The sequence below is a fragment of the Paenibacillus sp. FSL R5-0519 genome (assembly GCF_037974275.1).
Taxonomy (GTDB): domain Bacteria; phylum Bacillota; class Bacilli; order Paenibacillales; family Paenibacillaceae; genus Paenibacillus.
In genome coordinates, this window is record NZ_CP150234.1 from 3,089,858 (window position 1) to 3,110,811 (window position 20,954).

General features: G+C 44.8%; 18 protein-coding genes. 6 read left to right on the forward strand and 12 right to left on the reverse strand.

What is annotated here, in order from left to right:
- The first annotated feature begins 21 nt into the window (after positions 1–21).
- From MKY73_RS14085 to MKY73_RS14095, 3 genes are read left to right on the forward strand one after another with little or no spacing between them, the layout of a single operon-like run.
- On the forward strand, positions 22–579 hold the full coding sequence (locus MKY73_RS14085) for a GNAT family protein (RefSeq protein ID WP_339308207.1): 558 nt from the start codon (positions 22–24) through the stop codon (positions 577–579).
- Between the two features lie 46 nt (positions 580–625).
- Positions 626–2,356 (forward strand): histidine kinase, encoded by a 1,731-nt coding sequence (locus MKY73_RS14090; RefSeq protein ID WP_339308209.1) that lies wholly within the window; start codon positions 626–628, stop codon positions 2,354–2,356.
- Positions 2,334–3,971: a response regulator gene (locus MKY73_RS14095; protein WP_339308211.1), complete on the forward strand. Its 1,638-nt coding sequence runs from the start codon at positions 2,334–2,336 to the stop codon at positions 3,969–3,971. The genes MKY73_RS14090 and MKY73_RS14095 overlap by 23 nt, the downstream gene beginning before the upstream one ends.
- A gap of 119 nt (positions 3,972–4,090) precedes the next feature.
- On the opposite strand, the gene MKY73_RS14100 is transcribed toward MKY73_RS14095, so the two are convergent.
- The 10 genes from MKY73_RS14100 to MKY73_RS14145 form a co-directional block, all read right to left on the reverse strand.
- Positions 4,091–5,776, reverse strand: coding sequence for an extracellular solute-binding protein (locus tag MKY73_RS14100; protein ID WP_339308213.1), 1,686 nt, complete (start codon positions 5,774–5,776; stop codon positions 4,091–4,093).
- Positions 5,777–5,822: 46 nt separating this feature from the next.
- Positions 5,823–6,701: a carbohydrate ABC transporter permease gene (locus MKY73_RS14105; protein ID WP_339308215.1), complete on the reverse strand. Its 879-nt coding sequence runs from the start codon at positions 6,699–6,701 to the stop codon at positions 5,823–5,825.
- 17 nt (positions 6,702–6,718) lie between these two features.
- Positions 6,719–7,576, reverse strand: a complete 858-nt coding sequence (locus MKY73_RS14110) for an ABC transporter permease subunit (protein ID WP_339308598.1) — start codon at positions 7,574–7,576, stop codon at positions 6,719–6,721.
- A 342-nt stretch (positions 7,577–7,918) separates the two neighbouring features.
- Positions 7,919–10,585: an endo-1,4-beta-xylanase gene (locus tag MKY73_RS14115; RefSeq protein ID WP_339308217.1), complete on the reverse strand. Its 2,667-nt coding sequence runs from the start codon at positions 10,583–10,585 to the stop codon at positions 7,919–7,921.
- A 677-nt stretch (positions 10,586–11,262) separates the two neighbouring features.
- Complete coding sequence (gene csaA, locus MKY73_RS14120) at positions 11,263–11,595, reverse strand: chaperone CsaA (RefSeq protein ID WP_339308219.1); 333 nt, start codon at positions 11,593–11,595, stop codon at positions 11,263–11,265.
- Between the two features lie 25 nt (positions 11,596–11,620).
- Complete coding sequence (locus MKY73_RS14125) at positions 11,621–11,944, reverse strand: putative quinol monooxygenase (protein WP_339308221.1); 324 nt, start codon at positions 11,942–11,944, stop codon at positions 11,621–11,623.
- A 67-nt stretch (positions 11,945–12,011) separates the two neighbouring features.
- The gene (locus MKY73_RS14130) at positions 12,012–12,863 is read right to left on the reverse strand and encodes an SDR family oxidoreductase (protein WP_339308222.1); all 852 of its coding nucleotides are present in this window, start codon (positions 12,861–12,863) and stop codon (positions 12,012–12,014) included.
- Between the two features lie 359 nt (positions 12,864–13,222).
- Positions 13,223–13,798, reverse strand: coding sequence for a TetR/AcrR family transcriptional regulator (locus tag MKY73_RS14135; RefSeq protein ID WP_339308224.1), 576 nt, complete (start codon positions 13,796–13,798; stop codon positions 13,223–13,225).
- A 128-nt stretch (positions 13,799–13,926) separates the two neighbouring features.
- Positions 13,927–15,012: an L-dopachrome tautomerase-related protein gene (locus tag MKY73_RS14140; RefSeq protein WP_339308226.1), complete on the reverse strand. Its 1,086-nt coding sequence runs from the start codon at positions 15,010–15,012 to the stop codon at positions 13,927–13,929.
- A gap of 299 nt (positions 15,013–15,311) precedes the next feature.
- The gene (locus MKY73_RS14145; RefSeq protein ID WP_339308228.1) at positions 15,312–15,590 is read right to left on the reverse strand and encodes a hypothetical protein; all 279 of its coding nucleotides are present in this window, start codon (positions 15,588–15,590) and stop codon (positions 15,312–15,314) included.
- Positions 15,591–15,726: 136 nt separating this feature from the next.
- On the opposite strand from MKY73_RS14145, the gene MKY73_RS14150 reads away from it, so the two are divergent.
- The 3 genes from MKY73_RS14150 to MKY73_RS14160 are packed head-to-tail and all read left to right on the forward strand — an operon-like array spanning position 15,727 to position 18,665.
- Positions 15,727–16,689 (forward strand): phosphatidylinositol-specific phospholipase C/glycerophosphodiester phosphodiesterase family protein, encoded by a 963-nt coding sequence (locus MKY73_RS14150; RefSeq protein WP_339308230.1) that lies wholly within the window; start codon positions 15,727–15,729, stop codon positions 16,687–16,689.
- On the forward strand, positions 16,676–17,374 hold the full coding sequence (locus MKY73_RS14155) for a response regulator transcription factor (protein ID WP_339308232.1): 699 nt from the start codon (positions 16,676–16,678) through the stop codon (positions 17,372–17,374). Before MKY73_RS14150 ends, MKY73_RS14155 begins: the two co-directional genes overlap by 14 nt.
- A complete protein-coding gene (locus tag MKY73_RS14160; protein ID WP_339308234.1) occupies positions 17,349–18,665 on the forward strand; it encodes a HAMP domain-containing sensor histidine kinase in 1,317 nt (438 codons plus the stop codon). Before MKY73_RS14155 ends, MKY73_RS14160 begins: the two co-directional genes overlap by 26 nt.
- 69 nt (positions 18,666–18,734) lie before the next feature.
- On the opposite strand, the gene MKY73_RS14165 is transcribed toward MKY73_RS14160, so the two are convergent.
- Together MKY73_RS14165 and MKY73_RS14170 are read right to left on the reverse strand one after the other, a co-directional pair.
- Complete coding sequence (locus MKY73_RS14165; RefSeq protein ID WP_339308235.1) at positions 18,735–19,439, reverse strand: hypothetical protein; 705 nt, start codon at positions 19,437–19,439, stop codon at positions 18,735–18,737.
- A 126-nt stretch (positions 19,440–19,565) separates the two neighbouring features.
- Positions 19,566–20,918, reverse strand: coding sequence for a HAMP domain-containing sensor histidine kinase (locus MKY73_RS14170; RefSeq protein WP_339308237.1), 1,353 nt, complete (start codon positions 20,916–20,918; stop codon positions 19,566–19,568).
- Positions 20,919–20,954: the final 36 nt, after the last annotated feature.

The window sequence follows — 20,954 nt, forward strand, 5'->3', positions numbered from 1 at the left end:
AGAATAAGTGAGGTATATGATATGAAGAAATCAAACGAGGTATATTGCGTGTCCGAGCGTCTCGTTATTCGAAAGTTCGATTTGCAGGATGTGCATTCGTTCTATCAGTACCGGGCTAATCCAGATGTTGCCCGTTTTCAATCCTGGGAAAACTATACGCTCCAAGATGCTGAAGCATTTGTCAGCAAACAAATCGTACATTCTCCTAACCAGCCCGGGAGCTGGTATCAATACGCCATTGCCCTAACGGAGTCGGATCAACTAATCGGCGATTGTGCCATTCATACACGTGCAGATGAACTTCGGATTGTCGAGCTCGGATTCACTCTTGCACCTGAATTTCAAGGAAAAGGATACATGAATGAGGCACTTTGTGCCCTGATGGACTATGTATTTGGCACTCTAAATAAACATAAGATCATCGCTTTTGCCGATGTAAGGAACACCAAATCAATTCAAGTGTTAGAGCGATTGGGCATGAGACGTGAAGGACACCTGCTCGAAAATTACATGTCCAAAGGTTTCTGGATAGATGAGTTTCAATATGCAATGTTGCAATCGGAGTGGTTGAACAAATAACAATATAGCTAGAGAGGATCGTTCTTTTTCTACAGGAGGAAATAACATGTTGAAGGAAAAGTATGCCAAAGAGAACGGCTCTATTTTTCGAAAGCTGGCACTCGGTCTCATTTTGATGTTTGTACTGATCGTACTGATCTTCTGGTGGATCTATCGATTAAATGTCGAAGATATTCAACGAGAGTTAGAAAAGAATAAATTGGGCGAAGTGCGATTCATGTCCTCCCAGCTATCGAATCAATTTGAGCAGGTATTAATGAATGCGCTAACATTATCAGAGGATCAATCCGTCAGAGGTTATACATATGTTTTGCATTACGGAAATGATTTTGCTAAATACAAGGCCAAGCTGGAGCTCATTGAGAAGCTGGCTTTAAACAGTGCTTCCACCTCATGGAACAATACCATTATTTTGTATTATCCGGATCAAAAGGATACGGTATCTTCTGATCCCCAGTTTTCATTTCGATCATTCTCCATGTCTCAAGATCCGCTCAATCAATGGATATTACATATGAACAAGGATGGTACAGGTTATTATTCACATCTCACCAAGGGACATCGAGGGCCGATGTATATCGAGATCCGGATCTCATTAGACGTATTGCAGAAAATGATGTCTGATTATACATCCGGAACACCGATGCTGTATGATTCCCATTTTCAAACAGCCATTCGCGGTTCAGGCTCCCTTCAACTTGCCCAGGCGGATGCTCAGGTTGTTCCACAGCTCAGAAAGGACAGTGGTTTCTTTGAAATCGCCTTTCAGGACAGGAATTACTTTATCACGTATATGAAAGCAAGTATTCTGGATTTGTACTTTATCGATTATCATCCAACCAATCAGCTTCAGCAATCGATTTCACGTAACAATACGTTGTTTGTGCTGGCACTTGTAGCCCTGCTGCTTCTTTCGCTTCTGTACATCTTGGCTCTGCGTAATCAGATTCAACAACCCATTATTCGGTTGCGTAAAGCGATCGACCGGTTTGACCGGGGAGATTTCTCCAGCCGTGTCGACGAAACTCAGATTCTGGAATTCAAAATCCTGGGTCGATCATTCAACCGAATGGCTGAGAATACGCAGACCTTGATTGAGCAGGTCCTTCTTGGAGAGCTTTCTGTCAAAGAGGCCAGACTCAAGCAGTATCAGGCTCAGATCAATCCCCATTTCCTATACAACTGTCTCAACTATATTCAGAGCAAATCGAGTGTAAAGGATTATGAGTCAGTCACAGCCATGACCTTGGAGCTGGCCTCCTACTGCCGTTATATTCATCGTATTGAAGATATGGATTCGACGCTGGGTGAAGAGCTTCGTTTTGTGAATCATTACATGTCGATTATTCATATGCGAAAAAAAACGATTACTTTTGATATCGATGTACCCAAAGAGCTTCTCTCGGTACGGATCCCTCGTATGATTTTACAGCCACTCGTTGAAAATGGGGTCAAACATGGGATTGAACCCTCCATGGGTTCCGGGCAAATGACGATTCGCGCGGAGCAGGACCAAGAGGTCATCCGTATCATCGTTGCTGATAATGGTGTAGGCATGCCGGAAGAGCGGCTGTCACTGATCTGCAAACATATGGATGAACTAACCCGCCCAGAGGAACAGATCGGAACGGGAGTTCGAAATGTCAATCAGCGAATCCGGCTCACATATGGCAAACGATCGGGCTTGTCCATTCAATCCGGCTTATATGAAGGTACACTGTGCATGATTACGATACATAAGGAGGATATTGCAGATGCATCAGATTCTATTGGTTGACGATGAATCCTATGTGATTGATGATCTTGAGATCTCATTTCCATGGGATGAATATCGGATTGAGCGTATTCACAAAGCATATTCGGGAATGCAGGCCTTATCCATTCTGGATGGACAGACCGTAGATATCGTGATTACCGATATTTCAATGCCGGTGATGAACGGACTTGAGCTGATTCGGCAGATCAAGGCTGCTAGACCCAACCTGCCCTGTATTTTGCTTACCGGTTATGCCGAATTTGAGTATGCCAAACAAGCGACGAAACATGGAGTTGTTGAGTATTTATTAAAACCACTTGATGTCGAAAAACTGGCGGCATGTCTGGAAAAAACGGTACTTTCCATTGAGGAGCAAATCCGCAGAGCCTTGTCCTATGAACAGGCGATGAACTCGTTTCGCGAGCATCTGCCTTCGTTGAAGGACAGGCTACTGAATCAGTTGATTGAAGGTAATCGTTATGCTGAAGATGCCCTGAATGACAAGTTGCAACACTATCATCTGCCCTTCCATGCCGAAGGTGAAGTTCAACTCGTTCTGGTACGGCTGGAAGAACATTTCACCAGACATACGACGAGCAGCCTGCAATTGTTTGAATACGCCGTGACCAACATCGCATGTGAGTTATTCAATACCGCTTCTCATACCTGGCATTGTCGAGATCGTTATGATTATCTGGTTTTCTTGTTAAAGCCTGCTGGACCTGGTGCCAACGTTGATGCTTCACCAGAATCGAATCGCAGCGAGCAGCCCATGAAGCAAAATCAGGGTCTCACCCATCTTTCCCTGCAGCTGCATCATAACGTCAATGAATATCTGAAAGGTGGCATTTCCGTCATCCTGAGCCAAAAGGGTACACTCCAGCATGATATCCGTGACATGTATGAGCAAGCCCTATCCGCTCTCAAAAAGCAGGTAGGTAACGGTACAGGGTACTTCCTTTCCCTTCAGGAAAGCTATCGTCCCTTATCCATTCGTTCCTTGCATATTTTATATGAACCACCAACCTTCAATCATTTGCTTGAAACAGGACAATGGAAAGTATTCAAAGAACGTCTGCACCGAATTGAGGCAGGGTATGGTACGCTGCCTGAACAAACCGAAGAACATCTGGACGAGATTCAGATTATATTGTTATCGGCCTTTCATTACATTGCCCACAAAAATCATGCGCTGTTGTCCGATCTGGTCGGAAACGAACGGGTTCCGCGTGGGCCTTTTCGGTCTGTATCCCAGCTTACAGACTGGGCTGAGAACATGCTTGATCGACTGCGCATGAAGCTGGAAGAACAGTCTCTAGATGAACAGCATGACGTCATTCATCAGATCAAGACGTTTGTTTCCGCCAATCTGCACTGCCTCAGCCTTCAATCGATTGCAGATCATGTATGCTTGCATCCGGTTTACGTCTCCAAGCTGTTCAAGCAATTTCAAGGCATCAGCTTGAGTGAGTACATTTTAAGTGTCAAAATGGAACTGGCCCTCTACCTGCTTAACCATTCGCAGGATAAGGTTTACGAGATTTCGGATAAACTGGGCTACGCCAACTCCCAATATTTCATCAAGGTGTTTCGCGATAAATTTGGTATGACGCCTCAGGATTACCGGGAGCAGTAAATCGAAGTATCATGAAGAAAGTAAGCGTAAAACAAAGCAAGCGTAGAACACTGTAAAAAACCGCCCTTCACGCACACTGGCTATTAAAGCCCGATTACATGGAGAGCGGTTCGTTTTTTTTATTTTATCGTGTCATACCATGCGTTTACTTCTTCCGTGATCTGTTCCCCACCAGAAGACATGTACTGTTGCACGAATGCATCAAAATCATCAACAGGTGCTTGGCCGTAAATGATTTTATTCAACACTTCCTTTTCCAGCTTGCTTAGCATATCGCCTCGGGAAACCTGTGTTTTCGTCGGTACACCCGTGAACATCTCAGGCATGACAATATCTTTCTGGTCTATGACAATCTTGGCGGCCTTAATCTGCTCAGGGATGCGGTCTGCTAGGTTTTTCTCATACTGGGTGGTTGGTTCTTTACCTCCTGCAAGTTCTGCCAGGGTATTCATCATCAGGTTAGGGATAATTGCGCCGTCAAAAGTCAACGTATAACGGATCGCATCAATCCAGCCACCAGGAATTTTGTCGCTTTGCAATTCTTTATAGACGGTTCCGTCTGGAGCGATGTCATAATCATAACCTTTAGCAAATCCGTGCACGAACGTTGTGCTGTCCGGGTTAGCCCAGTTATCAAACAAATAGTTCTGATATACAAAGAATGCATCTTTATGTTCCATATCCTTATTGATCAGGACGGCTCCTGTACTAATAGGGGTTCCATGTCGTCCCATCTTCCCGTCAGGGCCGGCCGGAAGCGGATAGGCTTTATACTCGGCATCAGGCACGTTTTTCTGCAGATCCGGGAGCGGCCAGCCTGTCATCCAGTACGGGCCAACGATTATACCGGACTTGCCCGCAGTGAATGCCTCCGTTGCTTTTGGCTCATCATAGAGCCCCGCTTCCTTATCAATGTATCCTTTTTCCATCCATTCTTTCATTTTCGTCAGTGCGGGCTTCATCTCTGGCTGGATGGAGCCGTAGGCAAGTGAACCGTCTGCAGCTTTGTTCCACTGATTCGGCATCGCTCCAAACATGCCAAAGATCCAGCCGGATTCCGACATCCAGGTGTTCAGGTCATTCTTGAAACCTACAGACAAAGCAATGGTATCCTTCTTGCCGTTGCCATCCGGATCCTGATTGACGAAGGCATCCATGACCGTCTCCAACTCAGCTAAGGTGGTTGGTGCTTTCAAGTTTAATTTCTTGAGCCAATCTTCGCGAATGTACATGACGGGGTCATTATTGTAAGCGTTCTCCAGAATGGGAATAGCCATTCGTTTACCATCACGGACATACGGGTTCCATACGTTTGGATCTTCCGCCATCGCTTTTTTGTAAACATCGGAGGCATATGTATCAAATAATTCCCCCGCATCCGTGAATTGACCCGATTCGATCAAATCACTGATGAGCGTAGAGTCACCACGGAAAGAGATAATATCCGGCATTTTCTGACCCGAAGTTAACATTAGACGAAGTTTGGTCTGGTACGCATTATTTTGTTCACTCACCGTCCATAAGTATTTAATATCGATCCCCAGTGTATCGTGAGCCCACTTCGTATGAACGTTATTTTCAATGTTTTCCCCATTTTTGAACTTCAAGCTGCTGGTGATCGGAAATACAGTCGAGATGGTAACCGGTTCAACATATTTACCATTTTCAAATGGAGCGGAATAAAATTCATTACTGTCGCTAGGCGTTTTCTCTGATGACGATTCATTGCTGCACGCTGCGAGCACACCAGATAACATTGTAGCAGCCATCAATATGCGAAGCGGTTTTTGCCATGTTTTAAACATGTTGTCTCCCCCATATCATTCTAATTTGGTTAAGTCTGAATTTCTCTTACTCTTTAACAGCACCAAGTACAATCCCTTTAACAAAAAAGCGTTGCAGTAAGGGGTACACAACCAAAATCGGTGCCATGCCAATGAAAATCTGAGCCGCCTTGATCGTCCGTTGTGAGATATTCTCCAGATCTTCGGGCCGCACGGAAACTTTACTAAAGTCTTGCTGTACGATAATCGTTTGGAGGAAGGTGGCTAATGGATACTTTTCGTGATCCGTCAGGAAAATCAACCCATCGAACCAGGCGTTCCAGTGCCCTACCATGGAGAACAGGGATAGTGTAGCGATGGCTGGCATCGACACAGGCAAAAAGACAGAGACCAATGTTCGAAAGTAACCCGCCCCATCGATGAAGGCAGCCTCCTCCAGCTCTTTGGGAACGTTGCGGAAGAAATTCAATAAAAGAATCATATTCCAGACAGATACCGCTCCAGGAAGAATAAGCACCCACATGGTGTTAAGTAAATTGAGTTTCTGGATAAGAATGTAGAATGGAATTAATCCTCCGCTGAACAGCATCGTAAATACAAAATACCAGGTGTAGATGTTGCGCCGTTTGAAGCTGCGATTCTCCCGGGATAAAGGGTAGGCCGCCAGCGTGACAATAACCATACTCAGGATTGTACCCAGCACAGTTCGTTGTACAGCAATCCATAGGGAACGAAGGAAGTTCTCATTGGCCAATGTTTTCTCATAAGCATCAAGCGTAAATTCCACTGGAAAGAGTCCAACCAGATTCGCATTGGCAGCTGCTTTACCGCTGAAGGAGACCGCGAGAATGTGAATCAACGGGATTATACAGAGTAGTGATAATAGAATTAAGAACGTATAGTTAAACACGGTGAATACTTTGTAAGGCTTGGTTTTATGATACATGCGGTGAGGTCTCCTTTCTAGAAAATACGGTAGTTCGCAAATTTATAAGCTGCACGGTATGCGATTACGATCAACACGAATCCGACTACCGATTTGAAAAGTCCGACTGCAGCCGAGAATCCAAACTTGCCATCGATGAGACCTACCCGATAAACAAAGGTGTCGATGATATCACCCTTATCGTAAACGAGCGGGTTATACAGATTGAAAATCTGATCGAATCCTCCGTTCAGGATATTCCCAAGGGACAACGTTCCTACCACAATCATGATGGGAATGAGAGCCGGAATCGTAATGGACCAGGTTTGCTGCCAGCGACTTGCTCCATCCACTTCGGCTGCCTCGTACAGTGCTGGATTAATGCCTGCGAGCGAGGCAAGAAAGATAATGGCACCGAACCCGAATTCCTTCCAGATATCACTTGTAACAACGACGATTCTGAACCATGTACCATCTCCAAGGAAAAAGATTGGTTCAAGACCAAAAACCGCCCCAAGAAACTGATTGATCATACCTTTTGTTGCAAGCATGTCCAGCAATATTCCGCCTAGTATGACCCATGACAGAAAGTGCGGCAGATAAACGAACGTTTGTATACTCTTCTTGAAGGCTTCCTTTCGTACTTCATTAAGGAGTAAGGCAAAGATCAGCGGTGCAATCAGACCTCCAATCAGTTTCAACCCCGCAATAATCAGGGTGTTCCAGATCACCTGCACATTCTCCGGCATACTGAACAGGAATTGGAAATGCTCCAATCCGATCCAGGAAGACTTGGCAAACCCGAGCCAGGGCTTGTAATCCTGAAAAGCAATGACCAATCCACCCATCGGTATGTACGCAAATATGAACGTGAGGATAACTGCTGGCAATAACATCAGATCCAGTGCCAGCGTTCGCCTGGAGCCTTTGTTGCGTTTGTTACGCCGGGGACTCGGACGAATCACATCGGCTTGGGGCGGTGTATTGGCTTTTGCATTACTCATTCGTGTGCTCCCCCTCTTTCTCTATTGGTTTCAGAGACATCAGCCAAGGTTCTGTATGATCTCTGTAGGTTTAAGTATAGAGTGGCTCCCTCCAAGTCAACATGATAAAACCATAGCTTCGATAACAAATTGTTAATATGACTTGTCTTGTGCACGAAAAGAACCCCCATACCTATGGAGTGTTCTCTCCACAAGTACGAGGGTTCTGACTTTACAGTGATACCTAACGAAGATTTAATGTTTGTCTTTTCCTGCAAAAGAGAGAATGCCATACTGGGACGTATTTCTCCAGCTTTCATTGGTTTTATCATTCCACTTCGCTACGTTTTGCTTGCCCTCCCCCTGGTTATCATTAATTTGAAGCTCGAAACCGATCACATCTCCTGCTTTGGGCGTCAGGGACTGTAACTTGATTCTGGCTTCGACCAGATATCCTTTTTTGGTTTTCTTCACAGCACTTGTGAACCGTCCAGGCGAGGCGCTGCCTGCGAAGGTCCCCACGTTGTCTGCGCTGACTCTGAATTGGGCGTCATCATATTGGAAATACGGTGTGCGCTGGTGATTTTCGTCCAGGAAAATCTCAACCGAATCCTGATCCCATGGGTTAATACTATCCGTAATGATGTTTGGGTCTGTAACATCGATTAGCAGATACAGATACTCACCTGACCACAGCGCACGAGCCACAGCCTCAGCGCCTGCCTCCTTATTCAACCGTTTTACTTCAAAAGGAACGGCCTTATTCCACACCGCCTCTTTAATCCCGTCAATCTGAACTTGAGCTTGCATTGCTTCTACAGATTTTGGCATAGGGTCAAGTTGAATCACGCCGTATTTGCTGGTATCTATGTCCTGAGATTGTGTGCGGTCGTTCCAATACAGTGCTTGATTCGGTTGCTCTACACCTGCACTGCCGTCCGTCACACGAATGTCGAAGCCGATTTCAGAGCCAGACCCCACCTTTACATGACTCCAAGGAATGGACAATTCTACCTGATACCCGCCTTTCGTTTCTCTGACACGAGAAGAACGTACATCCTTACCCTGATATTTGCCTTTACGTTTAATCACAATATGTCGGTCATCTTCTTCGTAGGAGGAGGTCTTGCCATTATTAAAATCAACAAAGATGTCTACACGGTCATTCTCATCGACTTTCGAATCTTGTACATCGACCAGAAGATAGAGGTTTTTGGGGTCCCATAAGGTACGGAAGCTGGCTGTACCGGATGATTCTCCCTTCAATGATGTAGATACGGCTTTATTCCATAGTGGGTCATGAAGCTTTTTTTTGTTATCGGGTTTACCCGAAAGCGAGATGGCTCTCTGTGTCAAAACAGGCAAGCTGGACGCATCCACAAGTCCCCAGTAAGCTTTTTTGGCTTTCAGTTCTGAATCAAACAACATCGCCTGGTTGTTGTAAGACTTCTCATCCTGAAGTCCCCACAGGGTTACGGAAGAGATCTGATCTTTGTGTTTTTGATACAGATCCATTAATTCCTTGTAGCGATAAGCCTGTTGTACAGCAACTTCAACGGGCATCTCTTCACCAAACGGGATTCCGCTATCCACATCCAGTTCCGTGATCTGAATATCCAGTCCAAGTCCAGCGAACAGGTTGATGGTTTTCTCGATTTCCTCTACGGGCGGGGAAGCCAGATTATAGTGGGATTGCAAACCCACGCCATCGATCAGTCCCTTTTCTTTCAGTCGTTTGACCAACTGAACCATATGCTCTCTTTTCTCAGGGACTTCTGTGAAGTATTCGTTATAATATAGTTTGGCGTCCGGATCGGCTGCACGAGCGAATTCATAGGTTTTCTCAATATAATCCGGTCCGATGAGTTCATAAAAAGGACTTTTACGCAAACCATTGGCATCCCCATTACTATCAGCAATCGCCTCATTTACCACATCCCAGGCATCAATTTTTCCTTTATACCGGGTCATGACGGTTTCGACGTAATCCTGAATCCGGGCAAGTAATAACTCCCGGCTTGCAGGTCTACCCTGAGCATCTTTCAGCATCCATTCCGCAGCATCAATATGCCACAGCAGCGCATGTCCGCGTACACCCATATCATGTTCCTCGGCGAACTTCACATATTGATCGGCCGCCTCGAATTCATATACGCCTTCGGATGGGGACATGTATTTTGGTTTCATTTCATAGGTTGCTGTCAGGCTGTTAAAGTGTTTCGAGAGCAGTTGTCCATATGCGCCATCCAATTGCCAGCGATATGCCGCTGCGCCAATGGGGAAATCATCTGCATACAAATCTTTCAGAGATAAAATATCTTCTTCAATCTTCGGTTGCTCGGATGGGACAAAGGATACATCATCCACATAGAACGATAACGTATCTACGCTATCCTCAGAGATGTAAGGTGTTTCAATGAATAGATTCAGTTCAGCAGGATCATCGCTGTACTGGAATGTTCCAGTGACCTTATGCCAAGTATTCCATTGATCTTTGGCAATCTCCACGCTGCCGATCGCATTCCAGCTTTCGGCATTCGTTTTTTTATATGTGGTGAGCTGTAACGTTTGATCGGTGGCTGGCTCTTGTGTAAGCTTGACATATGCAGAAATTACATATAATTGATTACGCTGAAGCAGCTCTTTCATCGAGAACATGGGTCCATGATAGGAGCGTTCACGATTGGTAACCAACATGCTTGACTTCCCTTCATGTGCTTCCTTTTCTGTTACTGTGAGGTTTTCCGTACCAATCCGCGCGGTCCATCCCTGAAGTGTACCATCTTCAAAATTGGTGCTGAACTGTCCTGCTTCGGTACCTGTGACTTCATTGGCTGCGTGTGAAACATTTGAAAATGGAAGGGTAGTTAAAACGAGCAGTAAAACTAAAAATCCAATGTTCCATTGACGTAATTGTTTCATGTGATCCTCCTTTTCGTTTTTTTATCCAATTTCTAGATGATTTAACAAACATCCAGATAAGTGGATTATATTTCTTTTGTTATCGCTTACATATAACAAATATCTAATAAAGATAACAAAATCTTATCATCTGGTATGTAGAGCGTAATAAACGATTCTGCATCAGAATGCGAAGAACCGTTGATCATTGTAGATCAACGGTTATATATGAACGAATAAGATGATCACTCATGCAGTTAGAAGATTAATATTTGGACAAAATGTTCAGGAGAACATCCCCATTTATATTGCCACCGCTTAACACAAGTGCGATATTCTGACCTCTAATTCACTCTTTGTGTTCCTTCATTGCTGCAACCGCAGTAGCGCCTCCTGCTTCAATCTCCGCAAACCATGTGATCGTTTTATGCCCAAATACCTTATCTTGTTTCAGATACCCTGATTTGATGTACATATCTGCCTTAGAGTAGAGCAAATGATCCTAAATATATGGTAAAATGGTTTCCTTTTTGGAAAAATAATATCTTATTTATAATGTGTGAACTCCGTAAGTGCTAACCTTATTTCTGCTTCATAAACGAATTCATGATTACTCCAAAGATTAAAGGAATGGAGTGAGTCCATATTAATTTTTTGGCAAAAAAACTGCACCTCCGATCTGTTAGATGGTGTATAACTTATGCAATAGGAGTACCGTTAGGGATTTCAGTATCCGGCGTTAACAGAATAACATCTCCTTTTTCCGGGACTCCGCCCAAAACTAATACCTCCGATTTGAATCCAGCAATGCGCCGAGGAGGAAAATTGATGATTCCTACAATTTGTCTTCCTATAATGTCCTCAGCCTTGTAACGCTTCGTTATTTGTGCACTTGAGGATTTCATCCCGATCTCCGGTCCAAAATCAATCTTAAGCTTAATCGCAGGGATCTTTGCTTCTTCAAAAAACTCCGCTTCCTTAATCGTTCCCACACGAATATCTAGTGCTGTAAAATCATCGATCGTTGCCAATGTTTGACCTCCCCAATGTTCTAGTTTAATGCGCTGGACGAAACGGTTTCAGGATTCGAATCCCTTTCTCAATGGATCCCTCCATCAGTTCTAAGAGCTGAGGCACCAGTTCTTGCATCCGCGGGGCGTTCAGGTGTCGATCGAGAGCATCCCGGTTTTCCCAGCGCTCGTAGATGATGAATGTACCAGGCTGGCCTTCTACCTCGTGAGCCTCATAGTCAATGTTACCCTGGTCGTTCCGTGACGGGGTGACAGCTGCAGTCATAAACGCCTTCATCTCGGCTTCTCTCCCTGCCTTGGCTCTCGCCTCCCAGAGTACAGTAACGTAACGGTTATTGGTATCGTTCATGTTGATTCCTCCTATGTTATCAATAATGCATGTTCAAACGGTTGTTGTGACATCAGTCATACTCACGTTACTGCAGCTTCATCTGGCTGCGGAGCATCCGGTCGAGAAGTTTATCCGGGAGAATACGAACAAGTCGGGTCAGCAGTGCCGAATCTCGGCCAGCCGTATAGCGGGTGCGCGGATTACTTGCGTGGATGGCTCGTGAAACCACTTCTGCCACTTTCTCAGGAGGAATACCGCTCGTTGCCCACGATTCAGCCTGCGCCTTCACGGCGTCAAAAAGGCGGTCATGTCGTCTGTGCTGATCGGGCGTCATCAACTTGGACAGCCGATTGGCTGTCGTAACCCCTTTCTCCGACAGGCTGGTGCTGACACCACCCGGAGTAATCATGATAACTTTGAGTCCGAACGAGGACATCTCTCTGCGGAGGCTGTCATTGATCGCTTCCATCGCGTATTTTGCAGCTGAATAAATTCCGAAACCGGGCATTGAAATTTTGCCGCCAACGGATCCGATATTCACTACGCGTCCGCCGCTCTTCAGCAAGGCGGGAGTAAGCGCCTGAATAACCGCAACTTGCCCAATCACGCTGACTTCGATCTGACGGCGTAATTCATCCAGCGGAACCATCTCAAGAGGTGCATTAACGGCAATGCCAGCATTGTTGACCACGGCGCGCAACGGGCGACCAAGCGGATCTTGCTCCACTCGTTCGGCCAGCGCCCTTAGTGTGTCGATAGCAGTAATATCGAGAATGACCGGTTCGATATTTTTTTGTTTGATTTTGTCGGCATCTTCCTGACGGCGAACCCCAGCTAAAACGTGGAATCCTTCAGCGGCAAGCTGCTCCGCGGTAGCCCTGCCGATTCCACTTGAAGTACCTGTGACGACAACCATTTCTTGAGTTTTATATCGCATTGTAAACCTCCCGAGTTTGATAAGTTATGAATCACTGTATAGCACTGTTATACGGTCATTATAGCACCGCTATATAGAGATGTCTATAGCGGTGCTATATATTTTTCATGTTGTAATCCTCCTGCGATCTGACATCATTAATGACGGGCACAGCGTGATATACTTTGACGTTCACGATATACCGTAGCGTGAGGAATGAGCTCATCGACACCCTCTGAAAATGAAAAAGATCGCCATCCTGCTTGGATAGGCGATCTCTCTTATGTGCTACCATTTGTGGTTCTTCATCTTTACCATGAAACAAAACAAAGCCCACATAGGGGCTTTGTCTGGAGTCTCCAAGCTCTTTCATCGATCCCTCATTTTGAAGCAGAATCCGGCATTGGGATCAAGATAATCTGCATCACGCTTTCTCGAATGAGATCAACGATGTCGGGCTGGGGTGGGGGTGCCTTGCGAATTTGGGACGTCACATACAGCCATGAGGCCGTATTGGCAGAAGCCCAGACCAGATCTGCCGCAGTTTCGGCTGAAACAGCCAGTTTTCCTGCGGCAGCAACTCTTTGAACATTTTGCACCAGTGCTTGGTGCGACTGATCTGCCGCCTCGATATGGGCGCCCTCAAGCAGCCGCCCCATCATTGCCGCATATATCCGAGGACGGGCTGCCGCGAAGCGGACATAGTCATCCCACCCCTGACGAAGCGCCATCTCTGGAATAGGGGACTCCACTGCGGCAATTTTGCTTTCGAATAACTGTTTGAACGCTTCCACTATAGCTGCACTCAGGAGTCCATCGGCATTACCGAAATGGTGGTAGAGTGTAGGAGCCGTAACCTGCGCGATCGAAGTGACAGCTCGCGTCGAAAATTGGGCTCCGCCCTCTTCTTCCAGTACCTTAAGAGCAGCTGCTAATATTTTGTCATATGTGCTCATAAATTCTATTATAGCAGTGCTATATATATATGTCCATGACGCATGATGTACTTCTGAGACTATGAATCCCTTTTGAAATCACAACAGGGTGAAACTCTGCCTCTTTAAGTTTTAATCGAATCTATTGATCAAAAGCTAGGTGCAGGTAATTCATCAATTTTCATACGGAGTAAACTATACGGTTTTTGTCGCAGATCTTTTCCATAATGAAATCTTGCCTGCCTATGTAATTGATTTACAATTACATATAAGTATTGATCCGGACCAATAGAAAACGTATCTGGCCATAAAATTCGGGGATCATGGGCGATGGTTTCCATAATTCCATTCGGCAATATCTTGCGAATGCTATCATTCTCATAATCTCCAGCATACACGTTTCCTATTGCGTCCGTGATCATCCCATCCGATGCTCCCTTTTCTCCCCAATACTGCACAAGATCATTTAATTTGAAATCCGGTATCGTTCTGTCTCTTAACGATTCGGTTGAGATCGAGTATAGTTGGCGACTGGTTAATGGACAATAGAATAGCATTTTCCCATCAGGGGAAATGGCTATCCCATCAGAGGCCAAGCGAAAGGGAGATGTCGAACCATCCGCGTTTCGATTCATCAAAATTTTACCTTCCACTTTCGGTACAAAATACGGGTCTGGTGAGGTTGAGCTTGCTCCATGCAACCGTCTATACGCATTGCCGTTTTCTAGATTCACGACGATAATAGCGCCTGGACCATTGGAAGAAGAATCTGTTATATATGCGTAACCTGCGTTACCTACACGAAAGTCAAATCGGACATCATTCAGATATGTTGTTGGTAAGACAACATCATCTGCAAATATATATACTTTTCTTATTGTATTTGTTTCTAAATCTACCGCGACTAATTTTGCCCCTCCTATAATTGGCTCAGAAAAATTAGGTGCAGCCGTATCCAGTACCCACAGGGTTCCTCTTCCATCCGTAACAACACTTTGCACACTGATGAAAGACATAGCGTTATTCGATGGGTTACTCAAGTTCGTTTCTAAGTTAGGATAGGGCAGCAACTGACCCTCAACAATTTCCGCTACGGTAAATTTAACGTCATCTCCCCATTTCGGAAAGCAAACAAAGATACGCCCGGTTTCGGAAACACTAACACCTGTAGGCATAGCTCCGTAAAAGGAATGAACGAGTTCTAATTTACCAAAATATTCTTCCATAGGTAACATAGGCTGTATGATGTCCTCCTCAACATAGTTGGATAGATACTACCTATAATTATGTTCAAGACTTTTTCTAATGCCTGGCCCTGGTTTATTCTTTTTCTACTTAAATTTTGAAAATGTTTGAGACATCTAAAAACAAAAAAACTTCGGCGTAAGCCGAAGCATGTTACAACAGTGACTCTATGTGTTCTAAGGAAAAATGCTTCCTCCGATCGTCAACGCAGGTAATTCCCATGCATTAGGTATCGGAGAAAAGGAGGACAAAGAAAATCCCTTCTAAGATTGTCAGCACCAGAACCATTTTATTGTTGGTCTGGCAGGCGTAATGCGTTTGCTGAAGTTTGCGCTTGATCTAAAAATTCATCTGCTCGGGTCAATTGCTGCCTTACAATCTCCAACGCTTCTGAATCTGTTGCATTAGATTCATTTAGCGAGCTTATTGCCTGATTTAAAGCCGTCTGCACTTCAGAAACCGCGTTAGATGCATGCTGCTCCAGTGCATTTTGACTCGAATCAAGTGCACCTTCTGCCGGTTTTCTTGCATTTTCGGTGGCTAGATCAATTCTGTTTTTATTGGGCACGGTGAGTCCTCCTCCCTATTTTAAGATCATTTAAAAATGTATACAAACTTCATAAATTCCTTCGTTTTTATACCACTCCTTCTTCATTTGCGTCCTGTAGTATGACTTACATCGGGTTAACGAAGGAGCAGAACGAATGAAGAAAACGATGATGTTAAGCTTACTCATAGTCATTATGGCAGGAATGATCTGGTGCAACTGGGGGCTTGTTAGGACAGGTCAGAATCAACCGGACTCTATAGCTGGTACCAGCGGCTGGCAGGAAAACAGGCTTATTGCACATGCATTTGGTGGAGTTGACGGTGCCAGCTACACCAATTCTTATGAGGCATTTATAACCAATTACAATCGAGGGTATCGTTTGTTCGAGGTTGATCTTGTGCAGACGACGGACGGGAAGCTTGTAGCCAGACATGATTGGTCGCAGAAGCTACAGCCGGACTTGGCCGCTCATCGCGGACGAAACGTAACCAAGTTTCAGTTTGCAAACTCGCTTATTATGGGCAGATTCCACCCTCTTACCCTGCCGGACATCCTGCAGCTGATGCAGCAATATCCTGATTTTGACTTAATTGTGGACACGAAAGCAGGCAGCAAAGCGCAAATTCATCAGCAGTTTGTGCATCTAGTTAATGAGGTTCGACGTACGGATCCTGTACTGCTCAACCGGGTTATACCTGAAATCTTCAGCCCGGAAATGTATGACACGGTTATGGGAATCCACCCCTTTCCAAACAAAATATATTCACTTTACAAAACTGGCGCCTCCGCTGAAAGTATTGTAGAATTCGTAAGGGACAAACAACTGACTGCGGTTGCCATGCCTGTATACCGGGTGTATCTCAACCCAAATTTAGTTCCAGCACTGAATAAGTTGGGGGTAAAAAGTTATGTTCACACCGTCAACAGCAGACCGGTTATGCAGATGCTGTCCAGGTTTGGGGTGCATGGATTTTACACGGATCAAGAAGAATCACCAGAGGAGCTGATGCTTGCAGACGCTCCCCCCGGCCATGTTAAATTTTCGGGATACATGAGTTCCGGATTAGCAAGTATAAGAAATATCGTGATGAAGGTGAGACATAATGGCTATCAATAACATTCTTGTTGTAGACGATGAACCGGAAATTCTAGAAGCGCTCGTTATCTATTTGAAAAGCGAAGATGTGGATGTATTCACTGCCTCTAACGGATTGGAGGCGCTGGAGATTCTTGAACAAGAAACCATTCATCTTATTATTATGGACAACATGATGCCACAGCTCGATGGAATTAAAACAACATTTAAAATTCGTGAAAATAAAAATATACCGATCATTATGCTTTCCGCCAAGTCAGAAGATAGCGACAAGATTTTGGGACTCAACGTTGGGGCTGATGACTATATTACGAAGCCGTTCAATCCTCTTGAGTTAATCGCCAGAGTCCGATCTCAGCTGCGCCGCTTTACGAATTTGGGTTCCTTCCAGTCAAACGGGGATGAGCTCATTCAAGTAAGAGGACTCGTGCTGAACAAAAGCTCGAAGACTGTTGAGATAGATGGTGAGGATGTCAGACTAACCCCGAAGGAATACAAAATTTTGGAGTTGCTGATGGAGAACAAGGGCAGAGTCTTCTCGATCGAAGAGATATATGAGCGCGTGTGGAATGAACTGATCTTCACTTCAGAGAATACGGTTGCCGTACATGTGAGAAACATCCGTGAAAAAATTGAAATCAATCCTAAAGACCCAAAATATTTAAAGGTGGTATGGGGAATTGGATACAAAATCGAGAAAAAATAAAGCCGATCGGAAGGTTCCCATCGACCTTATTGTCATCATTGTCGCCGCGATCTTATGGATCCTCTTACTCATTAACTCGTATTCATACACGGGGTTGAGTATTGGCTACTCAACTTCAAGTTACATCCAGGCCCTGCTTGCCTTTATTATTCTTTGCTTACTGGCAAGTAGATTGTTTCTTTATTTTAAGGCACCCCGTGGTAGGCGTTCCTTCTGGCATGGCAGTCTGCTGATGGATTACTTTCATAGCTGGAGAACCGGTCTTAAAGCCAGTTTGCAAAACTGGAGACTAACGTTTGGCCTCATCATGATGTTTTTGCTAACCGCTATAGCCAGAATATGTATTTGGCAGGCAGCCACATATTACAGCATATATCAACAGGGCTCACCCTTACTTTATGTATTGCTGTATGTGCTGTTCCTGGTACCGTATATCCTTTCCAAGCTTGGTCGCTTCATCGCCATCATCAACGGGAGCAAAGAAATTGCCGAAGGCAATATTCAGAATACGATTCAGGTTACCGGCAAGGATGACCTATCCAAGCTTGCTGGCTATATTAACAATATGAAAGCCGGGTATCAAAGTGCGCTGGAGAATCAAATGAAGAGCGAACGGTTAAAAACAGAGCTGATTACCAACGTATCACATGATTTGAAGACCCCGCTCACTTCCATTATCAACTATGTTGATTTATTAAAAAAAGAAGATCTGTCTACGGAGAGCAACCGAGCCTATATTGAAATCCTGGACCGGAAGGCGCTACGGATGAAGCTGTTGATTGAAGACCTGTTCGAAATCTCCAAGATGGCCAGCGGTACAGTAGAGCTGGATATGGAGTACGTCGATGTCTCAACCTTGTTGACACAGGCGATTGCCGAGTCCAACACCAGTATGGGACAAACGTCGCCTGAGATTCGGGAGAGGATTGCAAAATTCCCCATCCATGCCCATTTGGACGGCAATAAAATTTGGCGTGTATTCGAAAATTTGATTGGCAACGCGCAGAAATATTCGCTTCCAGGAACCAGAATCTATATTTATCTGGACGAGTCTAATGATCAGGTACTATTCAAAATTCAAAATACGGCTGCGTATGAGATTGATTTTGCTGCGGAAGAGTTGTTCGAACGTTTCAAAAGAGCAGATGAATCCCGTCAGACTGAAGGCTCCGGCTTGGGGCTGTCCATTGTGAAAAGCATCGTTGAGCTGCACGGCGGGGAGATTAACATCGAAATTCACGGCGATCAATTCAACGTTATTCTGCATTTGCCCAAGCAGCGCTTAATCTAAAGGCCAAAACGAAGTTAACCCTCAATGCTCCTTTACAGGATGGTTGAGGGTTAACTTTTTCATTTTATTCTAGTCCAGAAGACTGTAGATCTGAATGCTCTCGACCTTGGCATCCTTGATATGGAATGACATCACATCCACATAATTGGATGGCTCATAACGGAAGTCATCCTCCTCATCTGGAGCTCCATCACCAACGAGTTTCCCCTCAGGGTAAGCGTTTTTGAGTGTGTCCAGACTGTCTCCTGCTTTAATGTTTCGAACTGTGGTGTACTTGGGATCTGTGATTTCAATATGAAAGATGGAGTCTTGTTTCCCCTCTGGTATACTGATTGTTTTAATCTCCAGACCAGGATACGTGTACACTTTTTCGGTAAAACCGATTAACGTATCCATGTTGGTTCCATCGTCGGCAGTGTACGTATGAGATTTCAGGTTATCCGGTTTGCCCAGCATCTGTTCCATCTGTTCTTCATTCGCTGTATCCGAAATCGCAATGGTATGCTCATTATAGACAAAAGCAAGCTCCTTCAGTACCACATTACCTTCCTTCTCCATCGAACCTTCCTTAATAGCTTCAGTTCCCTTTTCTTCAGTACTTTCGGAAGCAGGCGTATTAGCATTTGTCGTATCTTCGCCTGTGTTCTGTTCGTTTGCTGTGTTCTGTCCGGTTGCTGGAGATGTAGCATCACTGGATTGACAGCCCGTTAATGCCGCCGTTAGTAATGCACCTAGTACGATAAAACTTGCAGCTTTCTTTGTTAATTTCATCATGATCCCTCCATAAATGTGTGATTTGTTCTTATGAAGTGATTATAAATAAAAGATTTGTTAGTCTTATAACAGAAATGTACCAATCTTGTAACGTTACCTCTTTAGGCTTGGGTTTGAAATGCAGGGCTACGCACGAGGTAAAACAATTGTAACGGTTGTCCCTTTTCCCAGTTGACTTTCAATGTCGATATATCCATTAAACCGCTCTACAATCTCTTTGCAAATGGAAAGTCCAAGACCCGACCCATTTGCTGTACTTGCATTTTTCGCTCGGTAAAAGCGTTCCTGCACTCGCTCCAGCTCATCGCCCGCGATGCCTATGCCTTGATCACGTATCCGTATAACGACCTCGCTTGTCGTATGTTCCAACTTCAATTCGATCAGCGATGGACTGCCTGAATATTTGATGGCATTGTCCACAAGATTGGCGATGGCATGGGACATCAGCATTGGATTCACGTTGGCTTGCACTCTTGTCGTACCGTCATCTTCCGGTTCTTGCTCCGCCTGACTAACTCTGATCTCGATCCCTCTATCCTTAGCCTTGGCTCCCATATTCATTGCAACTTGCTGAATCAGTTCGTTCATTTCCGTCTTCTTTGCTTCCAAATCATTAGAACCCGCCTTATCGAATCGGGATAATAATAACAGTTCATTAATCAAGCGGGTGAGTCGATCCGATTCCTGCAACAGATGAGCATAGATTTTCTGCAGCTCCTTGTTCTCAGTCTCACCTTCAACCAAGTATTGAGAGAACCCACGAATGGCTGCCAAGGGTGTTTTTAACTCGTGAGATACGTTGGAGACAAATTGTTTCTGGTACTGAATGTAATCATGAAGCTGTCGCCCCATGGAATCCAGCCCTTCTGCCAGCATGCCCAGCTCATCCTTCCGGTTCAGTTGAACTCTCCGAAACTCCTGTCTAGAGAAGCTTTGCGCAGCGCCAAGCAGCACCTTAATCGGCTTGGTTGTGTTGCGTGCAATCCACAGACTGGCTAACGTAATCAGCACAATGAAACCGCCTGCACCCGCAAACAGGATATAACGGATTTGATCCATAATTGCATAAAAGTACGAAATGTCGTCCACGAACTCATACACATAAGCATTTTCGTAAAATTGATTCTGAATGGGAGTTGCAAAATAAAGCAGATGATCTTTCGTTACGGTGTAGGCATAACTGCCGCTCAGGGCTTTCTCAATATTTTGGTCGAAAATAAGCGGTTTGCCATCATTAATAATGATGCCATCCACAGCCAAGCCCAGCAATTGCTTGGAGCTGTCATAGATACGTACTTCCTTACCTGAAGCTTTCAGCTTTTCCAGAGCAAGTCTGACGATTTCCTCCGTCTGCGGCTCTCCTGAGGATGACCTATGCTGGGCTAACACCTCTCGGAAGGACAGCTCGGACAGATCCGCCTTCTCCATCATCTGTTTCTCAATCGTAATGAAGCTATAGTAATCAATGGCTTTGTTCACCGCAAATATGATGATGCCAAAAGAAAGCACGGAGAA